Source organism: Brevibacillus reuszeri, from assembly GCF_001187725.1.
GTDB classification, from domain to species: Bacteria; Bacillota; Bacilli; order Brevibacillales; family Brevibacillaceae; genus Brevibacillus; species Brevibacillus reuszeri.
In genome coordinates this window covers 325,642-352,262 of record NZ_LGIQ01000005.1, presented here as the reverse complement: position 1 = coordinate 352,262, position 26,621 = coordinate 325,642, and the positions used below count along the sequence as shown (strand labels likewise).

Here is a 26,621-nt window from a genome sequence, read left to right as displayed (position 1 = left end):
TGGAAGGATTACGCCATACGCTCAAGTCTGCTCATGATGGCCTGAGCTACCGCTTTGAGTCGGGGCTGGTCCGTGACCTCCACATAGACGCTATTAAGTTGCTCCCGCAGCTCCTGTGCTGATGCCAGCAAGGCGGTCGCCTCTTGCATTTTTTGGCGATATCGGGCCTTGATATGCGTTAGCTCTGCCTCGTACGCGTCGTCAGTGCCTGGGTCAATGGCCCGTTCGTACATATCAATGACTTCGTCTGTTTCTTTGCTTGGGAAGTACTCATGAGGTGCGGTGCTGTCAAAGATAGCGAGACCTTTTTCAGGAATAATGACCATGTCCAAGCTATGAGGGTCGAGACCGCAATGATACACCTCTGCATCAAAGCCACGTTTTTCTGCCTCTGTGACTAGCTTTTTCAGCATGGTAGATTTTCCTGAGCCTGGACGTCCTTTGATAAAATAGCGCTTCTGCATATCATCCGTAAGCTTCATGATATGATCCACGGGACCTTGGGGAGTTGCCGCTCCCAAATACATGCGCCGCACCTTGGACTTCTTCTCCAGATTTTCTTCTCCAAAGAACAGGCCCAGGACCTCTTCGGTTACCTGATTCGCCTTCTCCCGGTCGAGATTGGCGATGTAGGGCGCCTCCCATTCATCGTGAATACGCAAGGCTTCGCCGTATGCTGCATACGCCTCCTCGCTTTTACGGAAAATCTCCTCGTACCAGGCGGCAATATGAACTTTATAACGTTCCAGGTGGTCGACACCTACTGAAGTCTGCAGGTTCACATGAATTTCCGTGACACCTGGCGCAGATGGCCTCCAGATGCGTGGATAGCTGCCGTCTACGATTGCTGCTTTCCATTCCGGAAAAATGACGCCGTCATACTGTCCGTTCATAAAAGGAGAGTGTATCCACTCGATTTGATTCGTTTTTCTGCCCATTTCCTTCCCGATCGTCTCAATCACGCTAGACGTGATCCCTTCGACGACTCCTGTCAGGATATAGACTCGATCCAGTCCTTCCAGCACGGAATCATAAAACGTCTTGTATCCTCTCGCAGTATTGCCAGCCGCATAGATATGGCGCTCTTTTTTAGCCATGTCAATCCCTCCAGTGCTTCGTCTGCCGTAGCGAACGATGTATTGTATGCAGTGAAGAGGAAAATGGGCATTTGTCATGACCTGTACAATCATTTTTATCCATGAAGACGCCATTCGCACAACGCCAAAAAGCCGTTGCAAGCATGGGCTCACAACGACTTCTATTCGTTTATTTATACTGTCATTTCCTTACTTGTTTAAATCAGTCATTTTGCCAGTAGACATGTAGATGATCCACTCGCAAATGTTGGTAACATGGTCAGCGATCCGCTCGAGATACTGAGCAACGAGCAAAAGATGCGTTCCCTGCGAGATGGCCGTTCCGTTTTTGGTCATGACCTCAATCAAATCACGGAAGATCGTCGAGAACAGTTTGTCTACAATATCGTCGCGTGCCGCTATCTCTTCTGCTGCTTCTTTGTTGCGCGCGATATAGGCATTCAAGCAATCTCGGACCATCGCTTTCACGTGATCAGCCATTAACGGGATGTCGATCAATGGCTTGACATATGGCTCAGCCATCAAACGACGGGTCGTCTTGGCGATCGAAACCGCATGATCTCCCATTCGCTCCAGGTCCGTAACCAGCTTCAGCATCGTTCCCAGCAGGCGCAAATCGCTTCCAACTGGCTGCTGAAGCGCAATCAAGCGAAAGCATTCGCTTTGAATCTCCTGTTCCAGCTCGTTGATAACAGGGTCATGCGTAATCACCTGTTCTGCCAGCATCATATCTCGTTCTACCAGGCTTTTAATGGACTTGTGAATGGCTTCTTCAACCAATGTCCCCATCGTCAAGAGCTTCCGGTGTAGAACATCCAGTTGCTCTTCAAAAGCATGCCGCGTCATTTCCCTTATCCCCCTTCAATTGTCTGTCACGACAAATAGTACAAGGGGATTATATTGTACAGGTAAAGGTACTATGATCTTTGTGTAAATATTTTAGGTATACGGGATAGTAACGGTAAAGATGGTTCCTTTTCCTTCGATACTGTCGACACGAATATGCCCGTGCAGGTTATCGACCAGGTGCTTGACGATAGCCAGACCCAGTCCTGTCCCGCCAGAATCTCTGCTGCGAGCTTTATCCACCCGGTAGAAACGCTCGAAAATACGCGTCAGGTCTTTTTCCGGGATACCAATTCCCGTATCGATCACCTGAATTTTCACGATCTGGTCTTCTTTTTCTGTGCGGATGGTAATCGCTCCGCCTTCTGGGGTATAGGCGATCGCATTGGTCAACAGGTTCAAAATAATTTGCTGTAAGCAATCCCGATCGGTCATCAGATAAATCTCAGGCTGCGGGGTCGGCAATGTAATCGTCAGTTCCTTGCGCTGCGCCTGATCGTTCATGATCGCAACTGCGGAAGAAATCATATCCTGCAGATGAATTCTGCTCACTTGCAGAGGAATCCGTTTTTGCTCAATCTTGGACAGGTCCAGGATGTCGCGGATCATCCGGTAAAGTCGCTCACTCTCATCCGAGATGATTTGCAGGAAGTTGCGACATGTCTCCTCATCCTGCATGGCCCCTTCGAGCAGCGTCTCGGTAAAGCCCTTGATCGAGGTAATAGGTGTGCGCAGCTCGTGCGATACGTTGGCAACAAAATCACTACGCATCTTTTCCAGACGCCGAATTTCGGTAATATCGTGCAGGACCACGACTACCCCTCTCGCCTCTCCCTTGAAATTGATGTAGGGGGCAAAATTGACGTCTAGGACGCGTTCCTGTGGGTAGTAGATATGCACTTCCTGCCGAAACTTCTCGCTTTTGTCCAGACAACGATCGATATACTGACTGAGCCCAAAGCTTTTTCCCGCTTCGATATGGAGCTTGCCTACAATTTCATGTCCAGGTGTTCCAAGCAGCTTCTCGACAGCCGGGTTGACGAGCATGATTCGGCGCTGCTCCGAGATGAAAATTACACCGCTGGTCATGTTTGTCAGAACCCCGGATAGCCGCTGCTGGTTTTCTGATATCTCGTACATCTGCTGCTCCAGGCTTGAAGCCATGAAATTAATCGCTCCGGCCAGCTGCCCAATCTCATCCTTGGCTTTGATCCGTACCCTACTTTCATATTGCCTCTGTGTGATATTCCGGGCTACGCGAGTAATTTCCTCGATTGGCCGAATGATGGAAAAAGAAATGCGAGATACGACAATCGAACCAACCACCAGCGTAACCAACAGCCCCGTTAGAAGGCTGTACCACATATTGTGAATCGTGTCAGTGATGTCTTTCATCGACATGGCAGATCGTACGGCACCGACGATTTTTGAATCCTGCTCAACCGGTACGGCGACATACATCATGTCATAGCGGAGCGTCTCGCTATAACGCCGCGAGATGCCCGTTTGGCCCTTTAGTGCTGACATAAATTCCGGCCTGTTAAAATGATTCTCCATCTCGTCTGCATGAGAGCTGTTGTCGTAGAGCACCTGGCCTTTTTCATCGATGACCGTAAGCCGTACTTCCTCGGTTGGCGCAACCTGCTTGACGCGCTCCTCAAGTGTAGACTGATTGGAAAAGACATCTGGAAAACGAACAGCCTGTGCGACGAGCTTGGACTCACGGGATAACAGCTCATGCAGCGACTGGAGATAGGAATTTTCCAGCACCTTAGCAAAATACATGCCCATTAGCAAAAGGACCAACGATATTAATCCGAGTATGGTCAGCGTGAGTTTAATTCGAAAGCGAGTCAAGGTAGTGCCTCCAGTTATCCTTCCAGTTTGTATCCTAATCCGCGTACGGTTTTAATATAGCGAGGATTTTTCGTATCATCCTCAAGCTTTTCGCGCAGGTGACTGACATGAACGTCGACGATACGAGAATCACCAATAAAGTCGTAATTCCATACCGCATTGAGCAGCTGGTCGCGCGTCAATACCCGGCCATGGTGGCTCGCCAAGTAATGAAGAAGTTCAAATTCCTTCGGAGTCAGCTCGACCTTTGCATCCTTGCAGAACACTTCATATTTTTCCGGGTAGATGCGAATCTCGCCAAATTGCAAAACCACGTCTTCAGGGGCTGTAGCTGCCTCTGGTGTCGCTTGAAAACGACGTAGAATGGCTTTGACGCGGGCAATGACTTCTCGCGGGCTAAAAGGCTTAGTCAAATAGTCATCCGCTCCGAGCTCGAGGCCCAGAATCTTGTCCAGCTCGTCATCTTTAGCGGTCAGCATCAGGATCGGTGTATTGATTCGCTCTTGGCGAAGTGTCTTGCAAACGTCCATCCCGTCCATTTTTGGAAGCATGAGGTCCAGAATAATAAAATCGGGCTGCTCACTTTTCACCATATCTAATGCCTGTCTGCCATCAAAAGCGGTGACCACCTGAAAACCTGACTTTTCCAGATTAAATTGCAACAGTTTTACAATGGAGACTTCGTCATCCACTACCAAAACCTTAATCATCGGTTCGTTTCCCCCTAGCAATGCAATGCTGCAAATTTTTTACACAGACCTTGTCCTCTTTTGTTTCTTCTCTCTACAACTCTCAGTCTGCCAATGCTGAAACCGGAAGACAAGTTATTTTTTTGTAAAGGTGATTAGGGCTAGTCTGTAAAGGGTATATACGCATGTTGTTGTGAAGTAGTATTCCTCGGATTGGGCCCGGGCATCAGTGCATACTTCATCGTTGTTTATGGTGGAGGCGAGGAAAGAGGAGAAAACGCTCCAGCTTCTTGGGATACTAGCTGGGAAGCCGTATGTGCCCGGCTCCGAGGAAAAAACGAAACCGCGTCCAAAGTGGCTGCTTCAGGGAGGTCTCTCAGAGGTGGACGCTTAAAAGCGTGTTTCGTTTTTTCCTCTGCGCCTCGGTTGGTATCCCAAAGAGCTTTCGCTTATTTCTCCTCTTTCCTCATCAGTAGCTTTTTTTGGGGTCCGAAACTAGCTTGCAAAGATTCCCTTTAAAGAGATTTTGATTGCCGATACAGAGGCCGCTTCCATTTATTGAAGCTGATTTTCTATTCCCAAAGCCCTCTAGCTGACCAAAGCCCTCCATCCTTGTTTAACAAGCTATGTCATTCAAGCTTCAAATGTCTCTACAGCTGGCTGAGGAAACAGGAGAAAAAAGCGGGGTCTTTGGGACTCCTACAAAGCTGGAGGGGAAAAAGGGAAACAGGCTCTTAAGCGTCCACCTCTGAACACTCATCCTGCAAGGACCACTTTGGACGCGGTTTCCCTTTTTCCCCGGAAGCGGACAGTGACACTCTCCCCGCTAGAGGCCCAAGTACCTGGAGCGTTTTCTCCTGTTTCCTCCCCTCCACAGAAGCCACGACCACCCACCAGCAACAAAAAAGACGCCTTTCAAGAAGAAAGACGTCTTTGTTCATTCGATCAGAAAGCTATTTCAAAACAGCCATGACATTGCGAACAGAATCAGCAGACTTGTCGAGAGCTGCTTTTTCGTCTGCAGTCAGCTCAAGCTCAATTACTCGCTCGATACCGTTTGCACCTAAAAGAGTTGGTACACCAAGGTAGATGTCGTTGTAGCCGTACTCGCCCTGCAAGAGAGCAATGGAAGGCAGGATACGCTTCTTGTCCTTGATGATCGCTTCAGCCATTTGTACCAGGGAAGCCGCTGGAGCATAGTACGCAGAGCCGTTACCCAGCAGGTTGACGATTTCTCCGCCGCCCTTGCGCGTGCGCTCTACGATTTGCTCAAGCCGATCTTTCGGGATCAATGTTTCCAGTGGAATGCCGCCAGCATATGAGTAGCGAACCAATGGAACCATGTCATCACCGTGACCACCGAGTACAAAGCCCGATACGTCTTCTACAGATACGTTCAGCTCCATCGCAACGAAAGTACGGAAGCGTGCTGTATCGAGGACGCCGGATTGACCGATTACGCGCTCTTTCGGGAAGCCAGACGTTTTGAAAAAGGTGTAAGTCATCGCATCGACCGGATTGGACAGGACGAGGACGATCGAGTTTGGCGCATGAGTTTTCACTTGCTCAGCAACAGATTTCATGATGCTGGCGTTGGTATTCACCAGGTCATCGCGGGACATGCCAGGCTTACGAGCAATACCAGCAGTGATGATGACGAGATCAGCACCTTGGATATCTTCATAGTTAGCAGTACCAGTGATGTTGGAATCAAAACCCAATACCGGTGAGGATTCCATCATGTCCAATGCTTTCCCTTTAGTTGGATTCTCAAGTTGAGGAATGTCAACCAGCACGACGTCACCCAGTTCTTTTTGTCCAAGAATGAATGCAGTCGTTGCTCCAGTAAAACCACTACCAATAACAGCGATTTTTTTGCGTTGGAATGCCATGATTATTCCCCTCCGAATGGTAAATTGTGAAAACTGATGCTTGAAACTATCTTACATGTTTTTGATCAAAGCGTCAGCAAACTCGGAGCATTTCAGTTCGGAAGCACCATCCATCAAACGAGCGAAATCGTATGTTACAGTTTTCAAGGAGATGGTTTTTTCCATGGAATTGATGATCAGATCAGCTGCTTCGTTCCAGCCCAGGTGACGCAGCATCATTTCTCCGGACAGAATCACGGAGGATGGATTTACTTTGTCGAGTCCAGCGTATTTAGGAGCTGTACCATGTGTTGCTTCAAAGATCGCATGGCCAGTCAGGTAGTTGATGTTTGCACCTGGAGCGATACCGATACCGCCTACTTGTGCAGCCAGAGCGTCAGATACGTAGTCACCGTTCAGGTTGAGGGTTGCTACTACATCGTACTCAGCTGGACGAGTCAGGATTTGTTGCAGGAACGCGTCAGCAATCACGTCTTTTACGATGATTTTGCCAGCTGCTTCTGCTTCTTTTTGTGCTTTGTCAGCGTCGCCGCCTTCAGCTTTGATGCGATCGTATTGTGCCCATGTGAACACTTTGTCGCCATATTCTGCTTCAGCCAGTGCATAACCCCAGCTTTTGAAAGCACCCTCTGTGAACTTCATGATGTTGCCTTTGTGTACGAGGGTAACGGATTTGCGCTTGTTGTCAATCGCGTAGTCGATTGCTGCACGAACCAGACGCTCTGTACCGTCTTTGGAAACAGGCTTGATACCGATACCAGAAGTTTCTGGGAAACGGATTTTCTTCACGCCCATTTCTTTTTGCAGGAACTCGATTACTTTTTTCACTTCTGGAGTACCTTCAGCCCACTCTACGCCAGCGTAGATGTCTTCAGTGTTCTCGCGGAAGATTACCATATCAGTCAATTCAGGATGTTTCACTGGGGATGGAACGCCATCGAAGTATTGAACAGGACGTACGCAAGCATACAGATCCAGCTCTTGACGCAGTGCTACGTTGATGGAACGGATTCCGCCACCTACTGGAGTAGTCAAAGGTCCTTTGATTGCGATCAGGTACTCACGAACTGCAGTCAACGTATCTTCTGGCAGCCACTCGTTGTATTGGTTGAACGCTTTTTCACCAGCGAATACTTCGAACCAAGCGATTTTCTTTTCGCCGTTGTATGCTTTTTCTACAGCTGCATCCAAAACGCGAACAGATGCATTCCAGATATCAGGGCCAGTACCGTCACCCTCGATGAAAGGAATGATCGGGTTGTTTGGAACTACGAGTTTGCCGTTATCCACTTGGATTTTTTCGCCGGCAGTTGGGTTAGTCAGGTTTTTAAACACAAGAATCCCTCCAGTGTTGAAGTTAGTAGTTGATTTGGAATATTTCCAGACGTAGGAGAACTACCACTGCCTGTGGTAGTTCTCAAGCTTGCGCTTAAGGAGTGAACAGCATGGCTGAATACCTGCCCTCCACACTCGAAAATAGCAAGTTTTAGCGGCGGTCGATTGGCACGTAGTGCTGACCCACCGGACCAGTGTAATCCGCACGAGGACGGATCAGACGGTTATTTTCATACTGTTCCATGATGTGAGCCGTCCAACCGGACATACGGCTGATTGCAAAAATCGGTGTGAACAGATCCGTTTCCAGACCCAGAGAAATATATACGGATGCGGAGTAGAAATCAACGTTTGGCTTCAGACCTTTTTCGCCAGTTACCATGTCATCGATTTTTACAGACATATCGTACAGCTCAGGATGACCTACTTGAGCAGTCAATGCTTTGGACATTTGTTTCAACCATTTTGCACGCGGATCGCCATCTTTGTAGACGCGGTGTCCGAAGCCCATGATTTTATCCTTGTTGTCCAGCTTGCCTCTTACATAAGATTCCACATTGTCCAGACCGCCGATTTCAGTCAGCATTTTTGCTACTGCTTCATTCGCTCCTCCATGCAGAGGACCTTTGAGTGTGCCGATAGCAGATACAACACCGGAATAAATATCGGTCAATGTAGCAACGGTTACGCGAGCAGCAAAGGTAGATGCGTTGAACTCATGGTCAGCATGCAGGATCAAAGCAACGTCAAACGCTTTAACAGCCGTTTCAGTAGGCTCTTCGCCTGTCAGCATGTAGAGGAAGTTTTGTGCGATTGTGAAATCAGCGCGTGGAGCAACTGGTTCCAAACCTTTACGCATACGAGCATACGCTGCGATCAGGGTAGGAGTTTGTGCCATCAAGCGGATTGATTTCCGATAGTTGGCTTCAGGTGTCATTTCTTGCGCTTCTGTGTCGTAGAGCGCTAGCGAAGAGACAGCTGTGCGCAACGCTGCCATTGGATGTACGCCTTGCGGATAGTGACGGATGCCATCCAGTACTTCTTTTGCCACTACTGCTTGTTCACCCAATTGTTTTTTCAAAGCGTCCAGCTGATCACGCTTCGGTAACGCTCCATGCCAGAGTAAGTATACAACCTCTTCAAAAGTTGCATGTTCTGCGAGTTCATCGACGTTGATCCCGCCATAGCAAAGAACACCATCGACGATAGAACAGATAGATGATTGAGCTGCAACCACGCCTTCTAGTCCACGAGTAGCTGTCATAGAACTCCCTCTCCTTTTCCACTCAAGTAGTAATGCTTATCCAGTCTGTGCTAGTCATGTTGATGGATAAGCTCCCTAATCTAAAGCTATATGAAATTATAAGCAGCGGTTTCTTTCATCCACCACTCTTGTCAGGGAATGTATCCACGCAAATCCACGCATAACCATTCATGCATCCTCGATCATGCGATGGGGAGAGGCGAGAGAAAAGAATCCACTTTAAGTCGACCCAATTATAAAAGATTATTGCCATTTTGTGAATAAGATTGGCGAAAAAATGTTTCAAAGGGTGAAACCCGGTTTTGTTTTTTCGTTAGCTTGCTCTGCCTATCCAGCATATTGCATAATAGTACCAACAGCTTTTGTCCGCTTGCTTGCGGCAGAAAGGAGACACTTTTGAATCAGGAAAATTGGGTGGAGCGCCTGTTTCAAATCATCCGTTTGCTATGGGTTTGTTTGGTAGTATATGTAGGAATTTGGCTTTTCCAGTTCGCAACACCCTTACTGTACCCATTTCTAATTGCTTTAGTCATCGCGCTCATCATCAACAGACCCGTTACCTTCATTACCAAAAAGTTCAAAATTCCTCGCTGGCTGTCTGTTACCATCGCCCTTTTGCTTCTGATGCTTTTGGCTATCGGAGTCGTCACACTGGCTGTAACAGAAACTGTCGTCGAGATTGGCGAGCTGGCAAAACGGCTTCCCGGATTTGCCTCTGAGCTGTCTGAATACTTGCAGCGCACAATCTCCCAAGAATTTTTGATGGGTATCTACAATCAGATTCAGTGGATGTACACGCAGCTTGATCCCGACTTTAAGCTAAAGGTCGACAGTACGATCGGAAGCGGCATTACAACAATCACACACGCTGGCCAGGACCTGGTTGTCAAGTTTCTTAATGGATTGAAAAATCTGCTAGTCTCGTTGCCAAATCTGGCTACGGTATCCGTGATCTCGTTGATGGGTGCCTTCTTTATCTCCAAGGACTTCTACTTGTGGGAAGCACGTTTTCGCAGACTTTTACCGAACGGCGTAAACAATCGTCTGGATCAAATCTTTCGCGATCTGCGCGGTGCCCTGGTCGGGTTTATTAAAGCGCAGCTGACGCTTATTTCCCTGACTGCCGCCATCGTGATCATCGGTCTTTTGATCATGCGCGTCGAGTATGCCATCACGATCGGACTGCTCACCGGACTGGTTGATTTACTCCCCTATCTGGGCACAGGTACTGTATTTGTTCCGTGGATTGTCTACCTCTTTTTTAAAGGCAACTACAGCATGGTGATCGGCTTGTCCATCCTGTACGCGGTCGTATTGATTTTCCGTCAGATCATCGAACCCAAGGTCGTTGCAGAAAGTGTTGGTCTGGACCCGCTCCTGACGTTAGTCGCTCTGTTTGTCGGACTTCAATTGTTCGGTTTCCTGGGTCTGATCATCGGTCCGGTTTCACTTGTATTAATCAATGCTTTAGTAAAAGCTGACGTCTTCACTGATGTGTGGAACTACATAAGAGGAAAGCAGCAGACGCAGTAAGAAGCCTGCAGCCATGACATTGCAGCCCTTTTCATGGAAGCCTCTACGGCTCGCTCGGATAGAAAAAAAGAACCGTTCTGAAGACCAGAATTTCGGTCTACCAGAGCGGTTCTTTTCCTTATCTACGGAAGAAAAGCTGTATCCGGCCGGATGAAATGAGCGACCACAGCCAGCGTTTTAACAAATGGCGCAAAATCATGCGTGTATACGGAATCAAGAAAATCAAGCCGATCACATCTGAAATAAAGCCCGGGAGCAGCAAAAGAAGTCCACCGATCAAGACTAAAACCCCATCAATCAAGGTTTCGGTAGGCATTTGACCGCGGGCCAGCTGAAACTGCACCATCCGAAACACCTGAATGCCCTGCTGCTTCGCCATCCATGCCCCAAACAGCCCTGTCAAAATGACCAGGAAAACCGTATTCCAGCCGCCAATCAATGAACCTACTGCGATCAAACCCCACAGCTCTATTCCAAAAACGACAACGAAAAGGACAACGAGGATACGCAGCATGCTATTCCTCCCCTTTATTCTTGGTAGCCAGCCACTCATACACAATCGGCTCGGAACGGGACAGTCTGATTGGCTTCAGGTCACTGTTGGTAAACGCGTGCATCGTCTCTCCCGTCACCAAAAGCTCCTGATCAGCCACCCGGATAATCTCATAGCAAAACGTCAGCCGAACGGGACTAAGGAGACCCACCCATGTCCGGATATCTACCTCATCATCATATTTTGCCGGCTTTTTGTAAGTAATTCTGGCATCCATCACGGGAAGCAAAATACCTTTTTCCTCCAGCTCTCTATACGTAAGGCCCGCATGGCGAATAAATTCAGTCCGTCCGACTTCAAACCAATTCAAGTAATTCGCATGGTACACGACACCCATCTGGTCAGTCTCTTGATAACGAGCCCGCACGCGATGAGTAAATATGATTGGACGCAAGCGCGATTCTCCCCTTTCATTCTATGTTTATTGTACCATAGACAAGCGATGCTTTTAAAAAGCAAAAAACGGAGTGGAACTGTCCTGCAGTCCCCTCCGTTTTTACTATATCTATTATGCTGCTACTTGATTAACGAATCGGGCAAGCCCCACCCTCACAAGATTCAGCTGTAGACAGGTCTGCTTCTCCACCTGTTTCGAATTGCTGCAAAATAGCCGGATCAAATGGTTTCATCGTTTGTTTGAGAGCCTCGTATTGCTCCTTCGTGCATTCTTCGTACGGTGCGAGCTGGTAGTTTCCTCCATCGAGCTGCAAGAAGGATACCCCTACGAAATTATCCCAGTTTGCATAAACGATATCTTCCACCTCTTGCCACTCTTCTTTGCGAACGGTAATCGTGTTGGAGGAGTTATGCTCGGTGTATTCCTTTTGGAAACGGAAATACGTATCGAATTGGCGTTTTGCACTTACTTCGTTTTTCGTTTCCTCTGCCCCTGATGCTACCGGGAAGTCAATTACCAGCGTCCGTGCATTCGCCATGCGCTCTTCGTAGGTGTCACCCGGTGTGCCTACCTCTGGATTGACTGTCCAGCCAAGTGCTTGTACTGCTTTCGCCAGTGGATCTTCTGCATTGATGCGGATACGGCGAATGTAGTGTGGGGAGTGGGACCAGTGCAGTCCGCTGGAAACCCCGCCAGCTACCTGTGACAGCGTACCTTCCGGCTTTACAGTGGTCACGAGAAGCGGTGAATTGACACGCAGCTCGTATGCATAACGGTTTGCCTCATCACGCGCTGCATTGCCCAGCTGACGAAGCAGCTCCAGCTCTTGCTCTTCGGTATAGCCAAGAGATGCAAGTGCGTCTTTTACCCCTGTCAGCGACGTGCCAAGCAGTCTGTCACGCTGTTGAACGGTATCCCAGTGCGACAGTTCCAAGGTAACCAATGTCATCCGCAGACCTGCACGAGCCGATTTGCGCTGAGCTTCCAGTAAACCATCGAGATCCAAATACTTGGAGCCGTCAGCGTTTGATTTTACGAATTCAACGAGGTTTACCGTAGTCAGGTTGCATACCCCATAGGAATCAAGCAAAATCTCCGCACAAGGATTCAAGCCCTCTGCATTCGGACGGCGACGATTCGCTTCCTCCAGATTAATAAATCCAGGCTCACCTTCAAGCTGCATCAAAGTAAAGACGAGATTCAGGAACTCTTTGGATGGCTGCTTTGTAAAAGCAATCGAATTGTTGGACATGCGGCGATGGTCCAGACCAACGCGACTGTCTCCCACGTTTTGAATACCGTCAAACCACACTGGCTTGTGTTCACCCAAAAGCTCTCCTACTCGGCGGTGATGGGCCAGCTGATCTTCTGTCCAAAATCCATTAATTCCGTATTTCGCCAGCATGCACTCATAGTCATCATGGTCAAACAAGAAGATTTCCGCAGTCCGGCGCACGCCGCCTACTACTACGTTTGCACCGATCAGGTTGCCAATGTCGAGGATATGTACCGGACGAATTTTGCCATACCCTTTTTCGTCGCTCTCAATCTTTGCCAAATGCTTGTCAATCTCGTTTTTCAATACTTTATCGATACCTTCAAACATTTCGCGAAGCGGTTCATGACCACTCGCTGTTCCACCAAAGCGCTGCAGACGCTCGCCTTTTGGCCTGACACTGTTGTAGGAAATTTTCACTGTATGGATATGCTCGTAAGCCTTGTCCGTCAAAATTTGCAGATAGAGACGCAGTGACTCTACCCAGCCTTCTTTACTGTCGCCCACGTAGATTTTGGCAAAGCCATTCTCCAGGACATTCAGCTCAGAGCGTTCAAGACGCTGATGCTTTGGCAGCGGCTTGTATTCGGAGGACAACAGGGATACATTTGTACGGATTGGTCCCAGTCCTGCCGCCATTTCTTTGGTGCACTTGAAGCCAACACCTGTACCGACGAGCAAGAGATAGAACAAGTCTCCCAAATCATCCCAAGATTTGATGTTCAAAAAGGAGCAATTGAAATTCGCCAATGGATACAAATCGGCTACGCCATTTTCCGCGCCGCCCACCCACAGGGTGCGTCCGGACAAAAATTGGCGGAGATTGAACATGTTGTCAAACAATCCCTCTGCCTCTTTCTCCATCAAGCGCAGGTCTGCATGCAGACCAATCTTGTTCAGATGTTGATAAGCCAGCTTAATATTGTAATCCACCGAGCGGCGGCAAGTTTCTTTCCACGTCTCGCGTCTACCTTTTTCTGGAATAAAACGAGAATAAGTACGGTAGTAAACGAACTGTCCCAACGGACTCATATGCGCTGGGAAGTCAGCGTATTGGTCTAAAAATTCATCCCGCAGAAATTGGGTGCGGATAACGGTATCAGTGGCCAGCATATCGGTTCCTCCTTCAAATCTTTCCTCTCTAGTTAACTATCTTTATCTAAAAAACTCAATAGTTTTACCTATATGTTGTGCGAAATAAATTTCGACAACACAATATGTAGTGTTATTTTAGAAAAAACACTTGACATATATTCCCGAACATTAGGTGCCTTTTTCCACTCGCATTGTCTTCCATCAATCATACAAATTGGCACATGGAACTGGCACAATTCGCCTCTCTTCCCGATACTTGCCTAACGGGAAATGTCGAACGTTCTGTTAGTCTTGCATCCATCTATTGCTAGTAAAATTTCACCGTTCCCGAAAGTAGAGGATACCCGTTTGGGAACGTACCGACCGATTTTAACAGATTCCGACGGGCATTGCACCACCTAAAAGCCACCTTTTCCTGGAAATGAATGGGGGACCCTACTGTATAGAACCCCCTCTCAACCCACGCCAAAAAAGGGTGACTCTTTGTCACCCTTTCTATATACTTCCCAGTTAAAATGAATCTTTGTACCTAAAGAATTCTGGCATGTCCAGAGTAAATGTGTCCACGCTCGGAATCGACTGTAACGATCTGACCGTCCTTCAACAATTCGGTCGCAAAGGTCACGCCTACAATGACAGGAACCCCCACATTCAGGCCAACGATCGCTGCATGAGAGGTAAGTCCCCCCTCCTCGCAAATGACCGCTCCAGCCTTTTTAAAGGCCTCAATCATGTCAGAGTCTGTTCCGATCGTCACCAAAATGCAGCCTTCCTCCGCCTTAGCCAGCGCTTCCTCTGCGGAACGGGCAGTCACAACTTTCCCTGTAACAACCTTTCTGCCGATCCCCTGGCCTTTGGCTACAACATCGCCAATCACATGGATCTTCATTAGATTAGTTGTGCCTACTTCGCGAACAGGCACTCCCGCTGTGATCACAACCAGGTCACCGTGACGTACGAAGCCAGCATCAAGTGCTTCCTGAACAGACATTTCCAGCATCTCGTCTGTCGTGTTCGCCAGCACACCAAGGACAGGGTAAACACCGTTGACCAGCGAAAGACGGCGAATGACATATGCATGTGGTGTAACGGCCACGATTGGCGCCTTTGGACGGAATTTGGAAACCATGCGCGCGGTATGTCCGCTTTCTGTTGCCGTAATGATCGCAGCAGCGTCCAGGTCGAGCGCTGCATTGGAAACAGCCTGACTGATCGCATCTGTAATCGTTACTTGCTTAAGCTGTGCTTGCGCGTATAAAATCTCACGATAGTTCAGCTCTTGCTCGGCACGAACAGCAATACGATGCATGGTTTCGACGGATTCTACCGGATACTTTCCTGCAGCCGTTTCTCCAGAAAGCATAATTGCATCGGTGCCGTCAAAGATTGCGTTTGCCACGTCACTTGCTTCTGCACGTGTCGGTCTTGGGTTGCGCTGCATGGAATCAAGCATTTGCGTTGCCGTAATGACCGGCTTCGCCAGCTCGTTACATTTTTTAATCAGCTTTTTCTGAACGAGTGGAACTTCCTCTGCCGGGATTTCCACACCCAAATCTCCGCGTGCGACCATGATTCCATCTGTTACGACCAGAATTTCATCGACGTTTTCCACGCCTTCTTGGTTTTCGATTTTCGCAATGATATCAATATGAACTTTGTGGCGCTCCAGAATTTGACGGATCTCCAAAATGTCACTCGCTTTTCTCACAAAAGAAGCCGCGATGAAGTCAACGTCTTGTGCAATTCCAAACTCAATATCCTGTGCATCCTTCTCGGTAATGCCAGGCAGGTTGATGCTTACACCCGGGACGTTTACACCTTTTTTGCTTTTCAGCGTTCCGCCGTTTTTGATCAGGCAGACGATGTCTTTTCCCTGTACTTCCTGGACAGTCAAACCAATCAGGCCATCATCAATCAAAATGGTATCGCCGGTTTTGACATCCTGTGGCAATTCATCATACGTAATGGAGACACGCTCTTCTGTCCCTGCGATTTCCTCAGTCGTGAGCGTAATCGTATTTCCTTCTACTAATTCGACAGCGTCAACTGCCAATGTCCCCGTGCGAATCTCAGGGCCTTTTGTATCCAGTAGAATGGCAACAGCCTTTCCTGTCTCTTCTGATGCTTTGCGGATGTTTACAATACGAGCAGCATGCTCTTCATGAGAGCCATGCGAAAAGTTCAGCCGAGCCACATCCATGCCCGCATGAATCAGCTTTTTCAGTGTTTCAACGGATTCACTAGCCGGACCAATGGTACATACGATTTTTGCTTTCCTCAACATAGGATAATGCCTCCTCTGAACTCTTAGAAAACCCGGCTGCGCCATTTCTTTTGGCACAGCCAAGGTTGAACTTTTTTCGTGGAAAATGACTCGTTATATCGAAAGCGTGCGAGCCAGCTGATAGATGGACATATCGAGCTGATGCTTCTGTGCCAATGCTTCCTTAAAATCAACGTCTACGATGATGTTGTTTTTGATTCCTACCATCCGATCCTTTTTGCCTTCCAGCAAAAGATCAACTGCCGCTGCTCCCATGCGACTGGCAAGCATGCGGTCCATTGCGGTAGGAGAACCTCCGCGTTGGATATGGCCGAGAACGGTCACTCTCGTCTCCCAGCCTGTTGCTTTTGTAATGGCCTCTGCATAGGAGGATGCACTGCCGCAGCCTTCCGCAACAATAATGATGGAATGCTTCTTCCCGCGTCGTTGTCCTGCGTGCAGACGGTCCAAAATATCATCCATATCCTGAGATTCTTCCGGGATGATAATTGATTCCGCACCAGCAGCAAGACCTGCCCACAGCGCCAGATCGCCTGCATCTCGTCCCATTACTTCAATGATATACGTACGCTCATGCGAAGTTGCCGTATCTCGAATTTTATCGATCGCTTCTACAATCGTATTCAACGCGGTATCAAAGCCAATGGTAAAATCCGTGCATGGAATATCATTGTCGATTGTTCCTGGTACGCCAACCGTCGGGAAGCCTTTTTCTGTCAGCTTCTGAGCACCTCGGAAGGAGCCATCTCCACCAATGACGATCAAGCCTTCGATGCCGAATTCGCGCAGCTGCTCTACCGCTTTTTGCTGTCCAGCCTCTGTTCTGAATTCCTGGCTGCGGGCTGAATACAGAATGGTTCCGCCCCGTTGAATAATATCCCCTACGGAACCCAGCGACATTTCCTGGATATCTCCGTTCATCAAACCTTCGTAGCCGTGATACACGCCATACATTTGTACCCCGTGGTAAGCGGCACGACGAACTGCCGCCCGAACAGCAGCATTCATCCCAGGAGAGTCCCCACCGCTGGTCAAAACTGCGAGCTTTTGCATGGAATCCACCTCTCCAATCGTATCGTCTTTAGCATCTCTTGAAACGGAAACAGTATGTACTATATTCACTATAAAACATGCTGTATTACTCCGTTTCTTATATCTGTTATACCAACTACAGATATGTGCCATACTTTTTGAAAGATCAGATAAATCCTTCATTCGACTACGATTGTAGCAGATTTTCCTTGCAGAAAAAAGCCAAAAAACGCCCCCTGATTTTACAGAGTGGCGTATTTTCCGATGTTTTTAAATTTCTCGTAACGATCCTGTATCAATTCATCAGGAGACAAATGGCTGAGCTGTTCTAGTTGGTCAGCAATCACTGTCTTGACTGCGCTCGCCTGCGTAATCAAATCGCGATGTGCCCCGCCAAAAGGCTCTGGAATCACTCCATCGATCACTCCCAGCTCGAACAAGTCAGGAGCTGTGATTTTCATCGACTCTGCCGCACGCATACCAAGGCTAGCATCTCTCCAAAGGATCGCTGCCGCACTTTCTGGGGCGATTACAGAGTACCAGGAATTCTCCAACATCAAGATACGGTTGCCTACGCTAATCGCAAGCGCACCGCCACTGCCACCTTCCCCAATCACAATACAAATAATCGGAACGCGAAAGGTAGCCATTTCCCGCAAATTACGGGCAATCGCTTCACTCTGGCCACGCTCTTCAGCGGATTTTCCTGGATAAGCGCCTTTTGTATTAATAAAGCAGATGATAGGCCGACCGAATTTATCAGCCTGCTGCATAATGCGAAGAGCCTTCCGATAGCCCTCTGGGTGAGCCATACCAAAATTACGCTTGATATTGTCTTTGGTGTCTTTCCCCGTTTGGTGGCCAACGACAGTAACCGGACGTCCGTCGAACTTGGCAATTCCGCCTACTATGGAGTGGTCATCACCGAACAGGCGATCTCCATGCACTTCGATAAAATCAGTAAAAAGAAGTTGTATATAGTCCAGTGTTGTTGGTCGTTCTGGATGACGCGCCAGCTGCACGCGCTGCCATGGTGTCAGGTTACCATAAATTTGCTGCGCCAGATCTTTCGCTTTTTGCTCCAGACGTTGTACTTCATCAGAGAAATCAATTCCTTTTTCCTCTGTGAAACGACGCAATTCTTTAATCTTGTCTTGTAGCTCTACTAATGGCTTTTCAAAGGGGAGCTCTCCTGCCATGCTTCCACTCCTTCCCGTGACGTGTGCATCTCTACCAGCTTGGACAGCGTTGTCCGCATATCCTTACGGTGTACCACCATGTCCAGTTGCCCGTTTTTCAGCAAGAATTCGGCTGTTTGGAAGTCTTTTGGCAACTCCTGGCGGATCGTTTGCTCAATGACGCGACGTCCGGCAAAGCCAATCATAGCTCCCGGTTCTGCGATATTATAATCTCCGAGCGAAGAAAAACTAGCCGAAACGCCACCGTATGTAGGATTGGTCATGATCGAAATGAACAACAGTCGTTCCCGATCCAAACGAGACAATGCCGCGCTTGTTTTCGCCATTTGCATCAGACTCAGAATGCCTTCCTGCATACGTGCTCCGCCCGATGCAGAAAACAGAATAAATGGCAGTCGGCGGTCGATCGCTTGCTCAATTGCACGGGTGATTTTTTCCCCGACAACAGAGCCCATGCTGGCCATGCGAAAACGCGAGTCCATCACACCGATAACGACTCGATTTCCACCCAGGATTCCTTCTCCTGTAATGACTGCCTCGTTCAAATCGGTTTTAGCCTTGTCCTGCTCTATTTTTTCCAGGTATCCTGGGAAGTCGAGCGGATTCGCTGTAATTAAATTGGTGTCAAACTCCTCTGTCAGCGTGCCTTCATCCAAAAGAGATTGCAAACGCTCTGGAGCAGACATGGCATAATGATACTGGCAGCCTTTGCAGACGCGCAGATTCTTCTCCAGGTCCTTGGAGTAGTGAATCGTCCCACAATGTGGGCATTTATTCATCAATCCCTCAGGGACTTCCTTTTCTTTCATTCCCGCTTCCTTCGCTATATCAGTGGAAGCAGGGACGCGTGCCAGTGTCTCTGAAGGGACGGTAGCAAACTTACGCTTTTTCCCAAAAAGATCTTTAAGCACAGGTACACCCACCTTTCTCATCAGTGAAGGATTGATCCGAGTATATCCCGGACTTCGTTTAGCTCGCCCTCCGGCACGAGAATCTCGTATTGCTTGGAGACCTTTGCTTCGCGAACCTTGACCAAAAATCCTTCATCTGTCAAACGTTGCTGTATCCGTTCTGCGATTCTAGCGCTAGGAGCGATGTAGATGACAGTCCACATGCAGAAGCTTCCCCCATTCATCGTCCAATACAGGTCTGCATCATCATATCACAGCGCCAGCGCCACTCGCAAATAGGGAAATCAGAGCTTGCTATTCTCCAGATGGTGCCTCATTCTTTCAACGGCCACGTTGACATTTCCTTCACGAATTGCCTCCATGATTTGCCGATGCTCCATCAGTGCAGTGCGTGCTCTGCCTTCTCGAGACAACGACTCGATCCTCACACTATTGCTGTACTCAACCAACGGTGTCCAAATGCGGTGCAGGATCGAATTGCGGCTGGAGCGGCAAATGACACGGTGAAACTGGTAGTCTTCCTCTGCCGGTACCTCGCCTCGTTCTACCCGTTCCTCAGCGATAGCGAGCACGCGTTCCATTTCCTCAAAATGCTTGTCTGTCGCCCGTCTACAGGCTAGTCGGACAGCGTCCAGCTCCAGCATCCGGCGCATCTCGATCAAGTCCTTCTTGGTTTTGGCATCCCGTAGAATGAAAAAGCCGAGAATATCAATCAAGCGATTATGCCGGTAGTGCTTGAGAAATGTACCTTCACCGCGTCGAGTTTCGATCAGACCGAGTAGCTCGAGAGCCCGGAGTGCTTCACGTACGGAGGAACGACCCGCCCCCAGCTTCTCCGACAATTCGCGCTCGGATGGAAGCTTATCACCCGGTCGCAAGTTTTGCTCCTGAATAATCTCGTGAATTTGCAGGAGAATGCCTTCGTATACCTTTCGATCTTGGGTAGAGTCGAGCACCATGATCCTCCTCATGAACTGCCTGGTGTGAAGTGAAGCACCCCCCAAGGACGAACACTTGCCTTTTTCGCCTTCGGAGGGTACTGACTACACGCTCATCCTATACTTGTTGATAGGAAATGGCAGCCAATCTGTTTGTTTTAGCCTTTACTTCTTCTGGGTCAATCGTGATGCGAGCTACACCGCTATCCATTGCCGCTTTCGCAACAGCAGCAGCTACATTCGGTGCTATGCGCGCATCGAATGGCGCAGGGATTACTTTATCAGAGGAAAGCTCTTCTGGTGTAATCAGATCAGCAATTGCGTAAACAGCTGCGAGCTTCATCGCTTCGTTAATTTCTGTAGCACGTGTATCAAGCGCTCCGCGGAAGATTCCTGGGAAAGCCAGTACATTGTTTACTTGGTTCGGGAAATCGGAACGACCTGTTCCTACAACAGCTGCTCCTGCAGCTTTTGCTTCCTCAGGCATGATTTCTGGAATAGGGTTTGCCATTGCAAAAATGATCGGATCACGATTCATGGAGCGAACCATGTCTTGTGTAACAGCGCCAGCTACGGATACGCCGATGAAAACATCTGCGCCTTTCATCGCATCTGCCAGATCACCTTGCAGCTTGCTGCGGTTTGTGATCTTTGCCATTTCTTCCTTCACTGGATTCATTCCAAATTCGCGACCTTCGTACACAATTCCTTTTGTATCGCACATGATCACTTCTTTTACGCCCATGGAGAGCAGAAGTTTCATGATCGCGATACCGGCAGCACCTGCACCATTTGCTACCACACGAATGTCTTCCAGCTTTTTGTCAACTACGCGAAGTGCGTTGATCAGGCCCGCTGCTGTTACGATTGCAGTACCATGCTGGTCATCGTGGAAAATAGGAATATTGGTTTCGCGCTTTAGGCGCTCTTCTACTTCAAAGCACGCTGGAGCAGCGATATCTTCCAGGTTTACGCCACCAAAGGTAGGCTCCAGAAGCTTCACTGTTTCCACGATTTTATCTACGTCTGTTGTATTCAAGCAAATGGGGAATGCATCCACGCCTGCAAAGGATTTAAACAGAACTGCTTTCCCTTCCATAACCGGCATAGCCGCTTCCGGACCGATGTTGCCAAGGCCAAGTACAGCCGTTCCATCGCTGACTACCGCTACCAGATTACCTTTCATCGTATAATCGTAAACTTTAGACTTGTCATCAAAAATCTCCTTGCATGGCTCTGCAACCCCTGGAGAATAGGCAAGACTTAAATCGTAAGCATTGCGAACTGGTACCTTGGTCACTGCCTCCAGTTTCCCCTGATGTTTGCTATGAAGCGCGAGGGCTTCCTCTCTCAGATTGGACATCATAACCACTCCATTTCACGTTTATCTGTTCTATGATTGCTTGAGAGCCCATGTATTCTCACGAAAAACATTGAACCCGCCTAAGTGGTCTGACCACTTTTAAAGTTATGAGTTCAATATATAGCAAAACCTATTATCCTGTAAACCTGCCGAAAACGGCGAAAAAGGGAGGACATTCCTCATCCTCCCCAATTTATGGGCAATTCTTTCTGAATTACGCTGTCATGTCCCACAATTTCTCGCGCTAGCTCCAAAAATGACTCGTCCACCTCTACCGAAATGTCGCTCGGAAGGCGAATTGTCTGTCTTTTTCCCTCGTAATAGAGGATAACGGGAATCGTTCCTTTTTTTTCGACAAATAACTGTTTGAGCTGCTGCAGGGTCGAATCCTGTTCTTGTGCCGGACTTATTTTGACAAAAAGAACGTTTTCTACCGTGGGCTGCGGCAATGCTTGTGCATCCCAAAAACGAGAGGACAAAAGTTTTACCGTGTCATCCTGATGATCGATACGCGCTTCTGCAATAACCATTCGCTCTAGCCCCAATACCGCTGCATACTTCACATACACCTGCGGGAATACGACGATTTCCACCTGTGCTGTTTTATCCTCAATCGTTATGAAAGCCATCGGATCGCCTTTTTTGGTCTGGATTCTGCGTTCATGCGTCACCATTCCGAAGACCTTTACCGTTTTGTCACGCGGCAGCTCTCCCAAAGCAGAGATTGCAGTCACCTCGGGACGGTTCGCCACATGGGCAAATTGATCGAGCGGGTGACCTGATATGTAAACGCCGAGCAGGTCACGCTCTTCTTTTAGCTGCTGGGTCTGGGAAAGTGGTGGTACTTCCGGATATTCCGCTGGTTCACGAACGGGAGCTGCTCCCTCTTCACCCGCAAACAAATCAAGCTGGTTTGCGTTTCGCTCGATTCTTTTGCTATTCGCTTTACCTACGGCTTCATCCAAAAGCAGGAGCAGCTGACTGCGGTGGCCAGGTAAGCTATCCAGTGCGCCACAAAGCGTCAGTGATTCGACGACACGTCTGTTCACCAAGCGCGCATCCACCCGAGCGCAAAAATCAAACACATCGCGGTACGGTCTTTTTGCGCGCTCGCCCGTGATGGAGTCAATCGCGCTGTAGCCTACGTTTTTCACGGCGGCAAGACCAAAACGGATGGCGTTTTGCTCCACCGTAAACATCGCACTGCTCTTGTTCACATCAGGCCCCAGCACAGGAAGACGCAAGCGGCGAGCTTCCTCTGTATACTCGGCAATCCGGGTCTGGCTGCCAATCGACAAGGAAAGCAGAGCCGCCATAAATGCGAGCGGATGATTTGCTTTTAAATACGCCATCTGATAGGCAATCATTGCATAGGCGACAGAATGGGCCTTGTTAAAGCCGTAATCGGCAAAGCGCACGATAAGATCGTACACCTGATTGCCCAGCTGTTCGTCATGGCCCTGACGAACACAGCCTGCTACGAACTTTTCCCGCTGTTCGGCGAGCAGCTCTCTTTTCTTTTTCCCGACTGCGCGTCGCAAAATATCTGCTTCTCCCAGACTAAACCCGGCAAGAGTAGAGGATATCTGCATGATCTGCTCCTGATAAATCATGAAGCCATGCGTATCCTTCAAAATCGGCTCGAGAATCGGATGCGCGTATTGCACCTTGCTCTGTCCGTGCTTCGCTGCGATGTATTGTGGAATGATCTCCATCGGTCCCGGACGGTATAAGGCCAGCACCGCGATAATATCGTCCAGCGTCGTAGGCTTCAGATCACGCAGGACATTGCGCATGCCTGCGGATTCCAGCTGAAACACACCCGTCGTCTCGCCGCGCGTGAGCATTTGAAACGTACGCGCGTCATCCGTCGGCATGCTTTCCAGATCCAACGGCGTTCCTTGTTCGCTGAGATGACGCAGGGTCTCCTGAATAATCGTCAAGTTGCGCAAGCCGAGAAAATCCATTTTCAACAGGCCCACTTCTTCCAAAATCTCCATCGGATATTGGGTAAGAGCGAGACCTTCATTTCCTGTCTGCAAAGGTACGTATTGTGTCAGCGGTTCACGGGAGATGACCACCCCGGCTGCATGTGTAGACGCGTGCCGCGGCAAACCCTCTACTCCTTTGGCGGTTTCGATCAGCTTTGCTGCCTGCTGGTTTTCCGCGCACAGCTTGCCGATATCAGGATTTAGCTGCATTGCCCGATCGATCGTCATGCCTGGGGATTGCGGAATCATTTTCGCCACACGGTCAATCAGTGCCAAAGATAATCCCAAAGCGCGTCCTACGTCACGCACGGCTGCCCGTGCTGCCATCGTTCCGAATGTGATGATTTGCGCTACGCGGTCATGTCCGTACTTTCTCGCTACGTATTGAATCACTTCATCACGACGCTCCACGGAAAAATCGATATCAATATCGGGCATCGTAACACGCTCCGGATTGAGAAACCGTTCAAAAAGCAAGTGATAGCGCAATGGATCGACATTGGTGATTCGCAGGACGTACGCAACCAGACTGCCTGCTGCCGAGCCTCTTCCAGGGCCTGTCGGAATACCATGCTCATGGGCATATCGCATAAAGTCCCAAACAATCAAAAAATAATCCGTAAAGCCGGTTCCTGTGATGATCGACAGCTCATGATCGAGTCGTTGCTGCAAAAATGGGGTAATTTCACCGTAACGCTCAATGCAGCCTTTTTCACAAAGCTCACGCAAAAAGGTCGTCGAATCTTGTCCAGCAGCCAAGGGAAATTCCGGCAAAATGTGAGCCCCAAGCGACAGCTCCAGCTGACACCGCTCCGCAATTGCGACGGTGTTTTCAAGAGCTTCTGGGACATAGGCAAATGCCGTAGCCATTTCTTCAGCGGTCTTCAAAAAATATTGATCCGTTTCATAGCGGAACCGTTTTTCCTCATCGACGGTTTTGCCTTCTCCGATTGCAAGCAAAATGTCGTGCTGCTGATGCTCCTCCTGGAAAAGATAGTGGACGTTGTTCGTGACTACGAGCGGGATGCCTGTCTCCTGACTGAGCTTGACCAGTCGCGTATTCAGTCTGCGCTCAATCTCCAGCCCGTGATCCTGCAGCTCCAGATAAAAGTGCTCGGGTCCAAATGTGGAACGATACCACAAAGCTTTTTCTTTGGCTTCCTCTGCTTCACCAGCCAGTAAGAGTCGTGACACTTCCCCTTCGCGACAAGCACTAAGAGCAATCAGCCCTGTGCTATGTCGAGCGAGCACCTCTTTATTCATACGCGGGATGATATAGTTTCCATCTGTATTGGCAATCGTCGCCAGCTTCAACAAATTTTTGTAGCCTTGCTCGTTTTCAGCAAGTACGACCAGATGGCTCGGGGCAGGGGCGTTGCGAACACGATCCTGCAGATTGCCTTCGATCAGGTACAGCTCCATCCCGATAATCGGTTTGATTCCTTTTTCCAGACAAGCTTTATAAAACGGCACAGCGCCGTACAAATTGGCATGATCGGTGATCGCGAGCGCCTGCATGCCGAGCGTAGCCGCTCTTTCGACCAATGCATCGATGCGAGCTGCCCCATCAAGCAAGCTATATTCTGTATGAACATGCAAATGAACAAAGGAGGTCATGATGTTCTTCCTCTCTGTTAGCATTCCGAATCGTTTTTTGTACAGATAAGAATTTATAAAATTCTTATCCAATATAAGTATAACCGCGGCACCGCCAAAAGGCAGGGCGAAGCCAGGTTTTCTAAACGTATAGGAAAGTTCAAGTACTTCACAGTGTTAAAGCGTCCTTGTTTAAACTTTCCGGAACGCATAAAAACCTTCCGCTAAAACGCGGTCGTTCCTCGGTGAGCTGGCCTCGATAGAGGTTTTTTTATCTCTCTTCTTTATTATAACGGAAAAAGCAACGAGTATGGAGAAATAAGAACGAATGTTCCTTGGATCATTTGACCATTCTCCCCCTCTTTTGGTAGGATAATACGAGATTGCAAGAGAGGATGAATCCGTTTATGTGGTCAGCTATTTATTTGACCGGCGTTCTCGCTTCACTGGTTGCCAGTGTCTATTTCAGCATGCATGCCCGCAGACGAGGTGTCCATCCACTGGAATCCCGCATGACGCTGGGGAAAATGAACGTCGCTTTGGGTGTTTTGGTTACTTTGTTTGGCCTCAATCAGTTCACTTTTGAGTCACTGGATACAATTCGGATCGTCGTTGCCCTGATCATGCTCGTTGTCGGTGTCATCAATCTGTTTTTGGGAACCCGCAATTATTTTCGTTACCGCACGGCTTGGCAGGCAGAGCTGAATAAAGAAAAGCTGACCTAATGCAAGGTGAGAATAAATAAAATGGCGTGCGAACGGGCTTATTCGTTTGCACGCCATTTTTTTCTTTTACCTTTTTGCTGCAGCAAAGATGTAATCATCCTTCATTTCTTTTATAATACAGAGCATACACGGATTTTGAGGGGGTGCATCCATTGGTAACGAATTCTGGGTTGCCAGATACTGCAGCGTCTCATGCAAAGCCTAGGATTTAGAGAGGCGATACTTTGCATGAGGCGGAGATTGACCATATCATCGCCTACGTGAGCTTATCTCATTTCTATTTCTGACGGCTTTGCACCTTATTTCTTTTTTTACTCGAGAATAAGGAGCTGGCAGAAGTGAAATATGTAAAAGCAACCGCTATTTTGCCTGAAACACTGATCGCTGAAATTCAAAAGTATGTACAAGGCGAAGCCATTTATATACCAAAGCCAGAGGCAACGTATCAAAAATGGGGTACACGTTCTGGAGGAAGAAAGCTACTTGATGACAGAAATCGCAAAATCAAGCATTTGTTTCAAAACGGCAGCAGTATCGCCCAATTGGCTGAGGACTACTTCCTCTCCATTGAAACGATCAAGAAAATTGTTTATACCAAATAATTTCGGCAAACGAAAGCAGCACAGATGATCTGAAATCACAGATTGTCGGTGCTGCTTTTATGTGAACGCGTTTTTTTATGTTTTTAATTGTTCTAAAGCCTTAAAAAACGCTGGCGGACACCAAGAGTTTGCTAGGAAAAAGGAGA

At 48.5% G+C, this 26,621-nt stretch carries 21 protein-coding genes; 3 read left to right on the top strand and 18 right to left on the bottom strand.

Going from position 1 to position 26,621, the window contains the following annotated elements; all coding sequences use genetic code 11:
- Positions 1–8: 8 nt before the first annotated feature.
- The 7 genes from ADS79_RS05235 to citZ form a co-directional block, all read right to left on the bottom strand.
- The gene (locus ADS79_RS05235; protein WP_049737363.1) at positions 9–1,097 is read right to left on the bottom strand and encodes a PRK06851 family protein; all 1,089 of its coding nucleotides are present in this window, start codon (positions 1,095–1,097) and stop codon (positions 9–11) included.
- 189 nt (positions 1,098–1,286) lie between these two features.
- Positions 1,287–1,943 (bottom strand): phosphate signaling complex protein PhoU, encoded by a 657-nt coding sequence (gene phoU / locus ADS79_RS05230; RefSeq protein ID WP_049737362.1) that lies wholly within the window; start codon positions 1,941–1,943, stop codon positions 1,287–1,289.
- A gap of 93 nt (positions 1,944–2,036) precedes the next feature.
- Positions 2,037–3,800 (bottom strand): two-component system histidine kinase PnpS, encoded by a 1,764-nt coding sequence (gene pnpS, locus ADS79_RS05225; protein WP_049737361.1) that lies wholly within the window; start codon positions 3,798–3,800, stop codon positions 2,037–2,039.
- Positions 3,801–3,814: 14 nt separating this feature from the next.
- Entirely contained in the window at positions 3,815–4,510 is a 696-nt protein-coding gene (locus ADS79_RS05220; RefSeq protein ID WP_049737360.1) for a response regulator transcription factor, read from the bottom strand.
- A 932-nt stretch (positions 4,511–5,442) separates the two neighbouring features.
- Positions 5,443–6,381 carry a malate dehydrogenase gene (mdh, locus tag ADS79_RS05215; protein ID WP_049737359.1) on the bottom strand — a complete coding sequence of 313 codons (939 nt, stop codon included), beginning with the start codon at positions 6,379–6,381 and terminating at the stop codon, positions 5,443–5,445.
- A gap of 51 nt (positions 6,382–6,432) precedes the next feature.
- Positions 6,433–7,716 carry an NADP-dependent isocitrate dehydrogenase gene (gene icd / locus ADS79_RS05210; protein WP_049737358.1) on the bottom strand — a complete coding sequence of 428 codons (1,284 nt, stop codon included), beginning with the start codon at positions 7,714–7,716 and terminating at the stop codon, positions 6,433–6,435.
- Between the two features lie 151 nt (positions 7,717–7,867).
- Positions 7,868–8,980 carry a citrate synthase gene (gene citZ / locus ADS79_RS05205; RefSeq protein ID WP_049737357.1) on the bottom strand — a complete coding sequence of 371 codons (1,113 nt, stop codon included), beginning with the start codon at positions 8,978–8,980 and terminating at the stop codon, positions 7,868–7,870.
- A gap of 396 nt (positions 8,981–9,376) precedes the next feature.
- Here citZ and ytvI point away from each other — a divergent pair, with 396 nt between their 5' ends.
- Entirely contained in the window at positions 9,377–10,513 is a 1,137-nt protein-coding gene (gene ytvI, locus ADS79_RS05200; RefSeq protein WP_049737356.1) for a sporulation integral membrane protein YtvI, read from the top strand.
- A 118-nt stretch (positions 10,514–10,631) separates the two neighbouring features.
- Here ytvI and ADS79_RS05195 read toward each other — a convergent pair whose 3' ends face one another.
- From ADS79_RS05195 to ADS79_RS05145, 11 genes are all read right to left on the bottom strand, one after another.
- Positions 10,632–11,027: an FxsA family protein gene (locus ADS79_RS05195; RefSeq protein WP_049737355.1), complete on the bottom strand. Its 396-nt coding sequence runs from the start codon at positions 11,025–11,027 to the stop codon at positions 10,632–10,634.
- A gap of 1 nt (position 11,028) precedes the next feature.
- Positions 11,029–11,460, bottom strand: coding sequence for an acyl-CoA thioesterase (locus tag ADS79_RS05190; RefSeq protein ID WP_049737354.1), 432 nt, complete (start codon positions 11,458–11,460; stop codon positions 11,029–11,031).
- Positions 11,461–11,590: 130 nt separating this feature from the next.
- Positions 11,591–13,852, bottom strand: coding sequence for a ribonucleoside-triphosphate reductase, adenosylcobalamin-dependent (nrdJ, locus tag ADS79_RS05185; protein WP_049737353.1), 2,262 nt, complete (start codon positions 13,850–13,852; stop codon positions 11,591–11,593).
- A gap of 511 nt (positions 13,853–14,363) precedes the next feature.
- Positions 14,364–16,118 (bottom strand): pyruvate kinase, encoded by a 1,755-nt coding sequence (pyk, locus tag ADS79_RS05180; protein ID WP_049737352.1) that lies wholly within the window; start codon positions 16,116–16,118, stop codon positions 14,364–14,366.
- Positions 16,119–16,211: 93 nt separating this feature from the next.
- A complete protein-coding gene (gene pfkA / locus ADS79_RS05175) occupies positions 16,212–17,171 on the bottom strand; it encodes a 6-phosphofructokinase (protein ID WP_049737351.1) in 960 nt (319 codons plus the stop codon).
- Positions 17,172–17,392: 221 nt separating this feature from the next.
- On the bottom strand, positions 17,393–18,349 hold the full coding sequence (locus ADS79_RS05170) for an acetyl-CoA carboxylase carboxyltransferase subunit alpha (protein WP_049737350.1): 957 nt from the start codon (positions 18,347–18,349) through the stop codon (positions 17,393–17,395).
- Positions 18,316–19,260 carry an acetyl-CoA carboxylase, carboxyltransferase subunit beta gene (accD, locus tag ADS79_RS05165; RefSeq protein WP_049737349.1) on the bottom strand — a complete coding sequence of 315 codons (945 nt, stop codon included), beginning with the start codon at positions 19,258–19,260 and terminating at the stop codon, positions 18,316–18,318. The genes ADS79_RS05170 and accD overlap by 34 nt, the downstream gene beginning before the upstream one ends.
- A 20-nt stretch (positions 19,261–19,280) precedes the next feature.
- Positions 19,281–19,463 carry a hypothetical protein gene (locus tag ADS79_RS05160; protein WP_049737348.1) on the bottom strand — a complete coding sequence of 61 codons (183 nt, stop codon included), beginning with the start codon at positions 19,461–19,463 and terminating at the stop codon, positions 19,281–19,283.
- A gap of 81 nt (positions 19,464–19,544) precedes the next feature.
- A complete protein-coding gene (locus ADS79_RS05155) occupies positions 19,545–20,216 on the bottom strand; it encodes a FadR/GntR family transcriptional regulator (RefSeq protein WP_049738144.1) in 672 nt (223 codons plus the stop codon).
- Positions 20,217–20,316: 100 nt separating this feature from the next.
- Entirely contained in the window at positions 20,317–21,561 is a 1,245-nt protein-coding gene (gene ystJ, locus ADS79_RS05150; protein WP_049737347.1) for an NADP-dependent malic enzyme, read from the bottom strand.
- Positions 21,562–21,740: 179 nt separating this feature from the next.
- A complete protein-coding gene (locus tag ADS79_RS05145) occupies positions 21,741–25,169 on the bottom strand; it encodes a DNA polymerase III subunit alpha (protein WP_049737346.1) in 3,429 nt (1,142 codons plus the stop codon).
- 386 nt (positions 25,170–25,555) lie between these two features.
- Between ADS79_RS05145 and ADS79_RS05140 the strand changes: the two genes are divergently transcribed.
- Together ADS79_RS05140 and ADS79_RS05135 are read left to right on the top strand one after the other, a co-directional pair.
- On the top strand, positions 25,556–25,873 hold the full coding sequence (locus ADS79_RS05140) for a YtpI family protein (protein WP_049737345.1): 318 nt from the start codon (positions 25,556–25,558) through the stop codon (positions 25,871–25,873).
- A gap of 338 nt (positions 25,874–26,211) precedes the next feature.
- Positions 26,212–26,475 (top strand): CD3324 family protein, encoded by a 264-nt coding sequence (locus tag ADS79_RS05135; RefSeq protein ID WP_049737344.1) that lies wholly within the window; start codon positions 26,212–26,214, stop codon positions 26,473–26,475.
- The last annotated feature ends 146 nt before the right edge of the window (positions 26,476–26,621 follow it).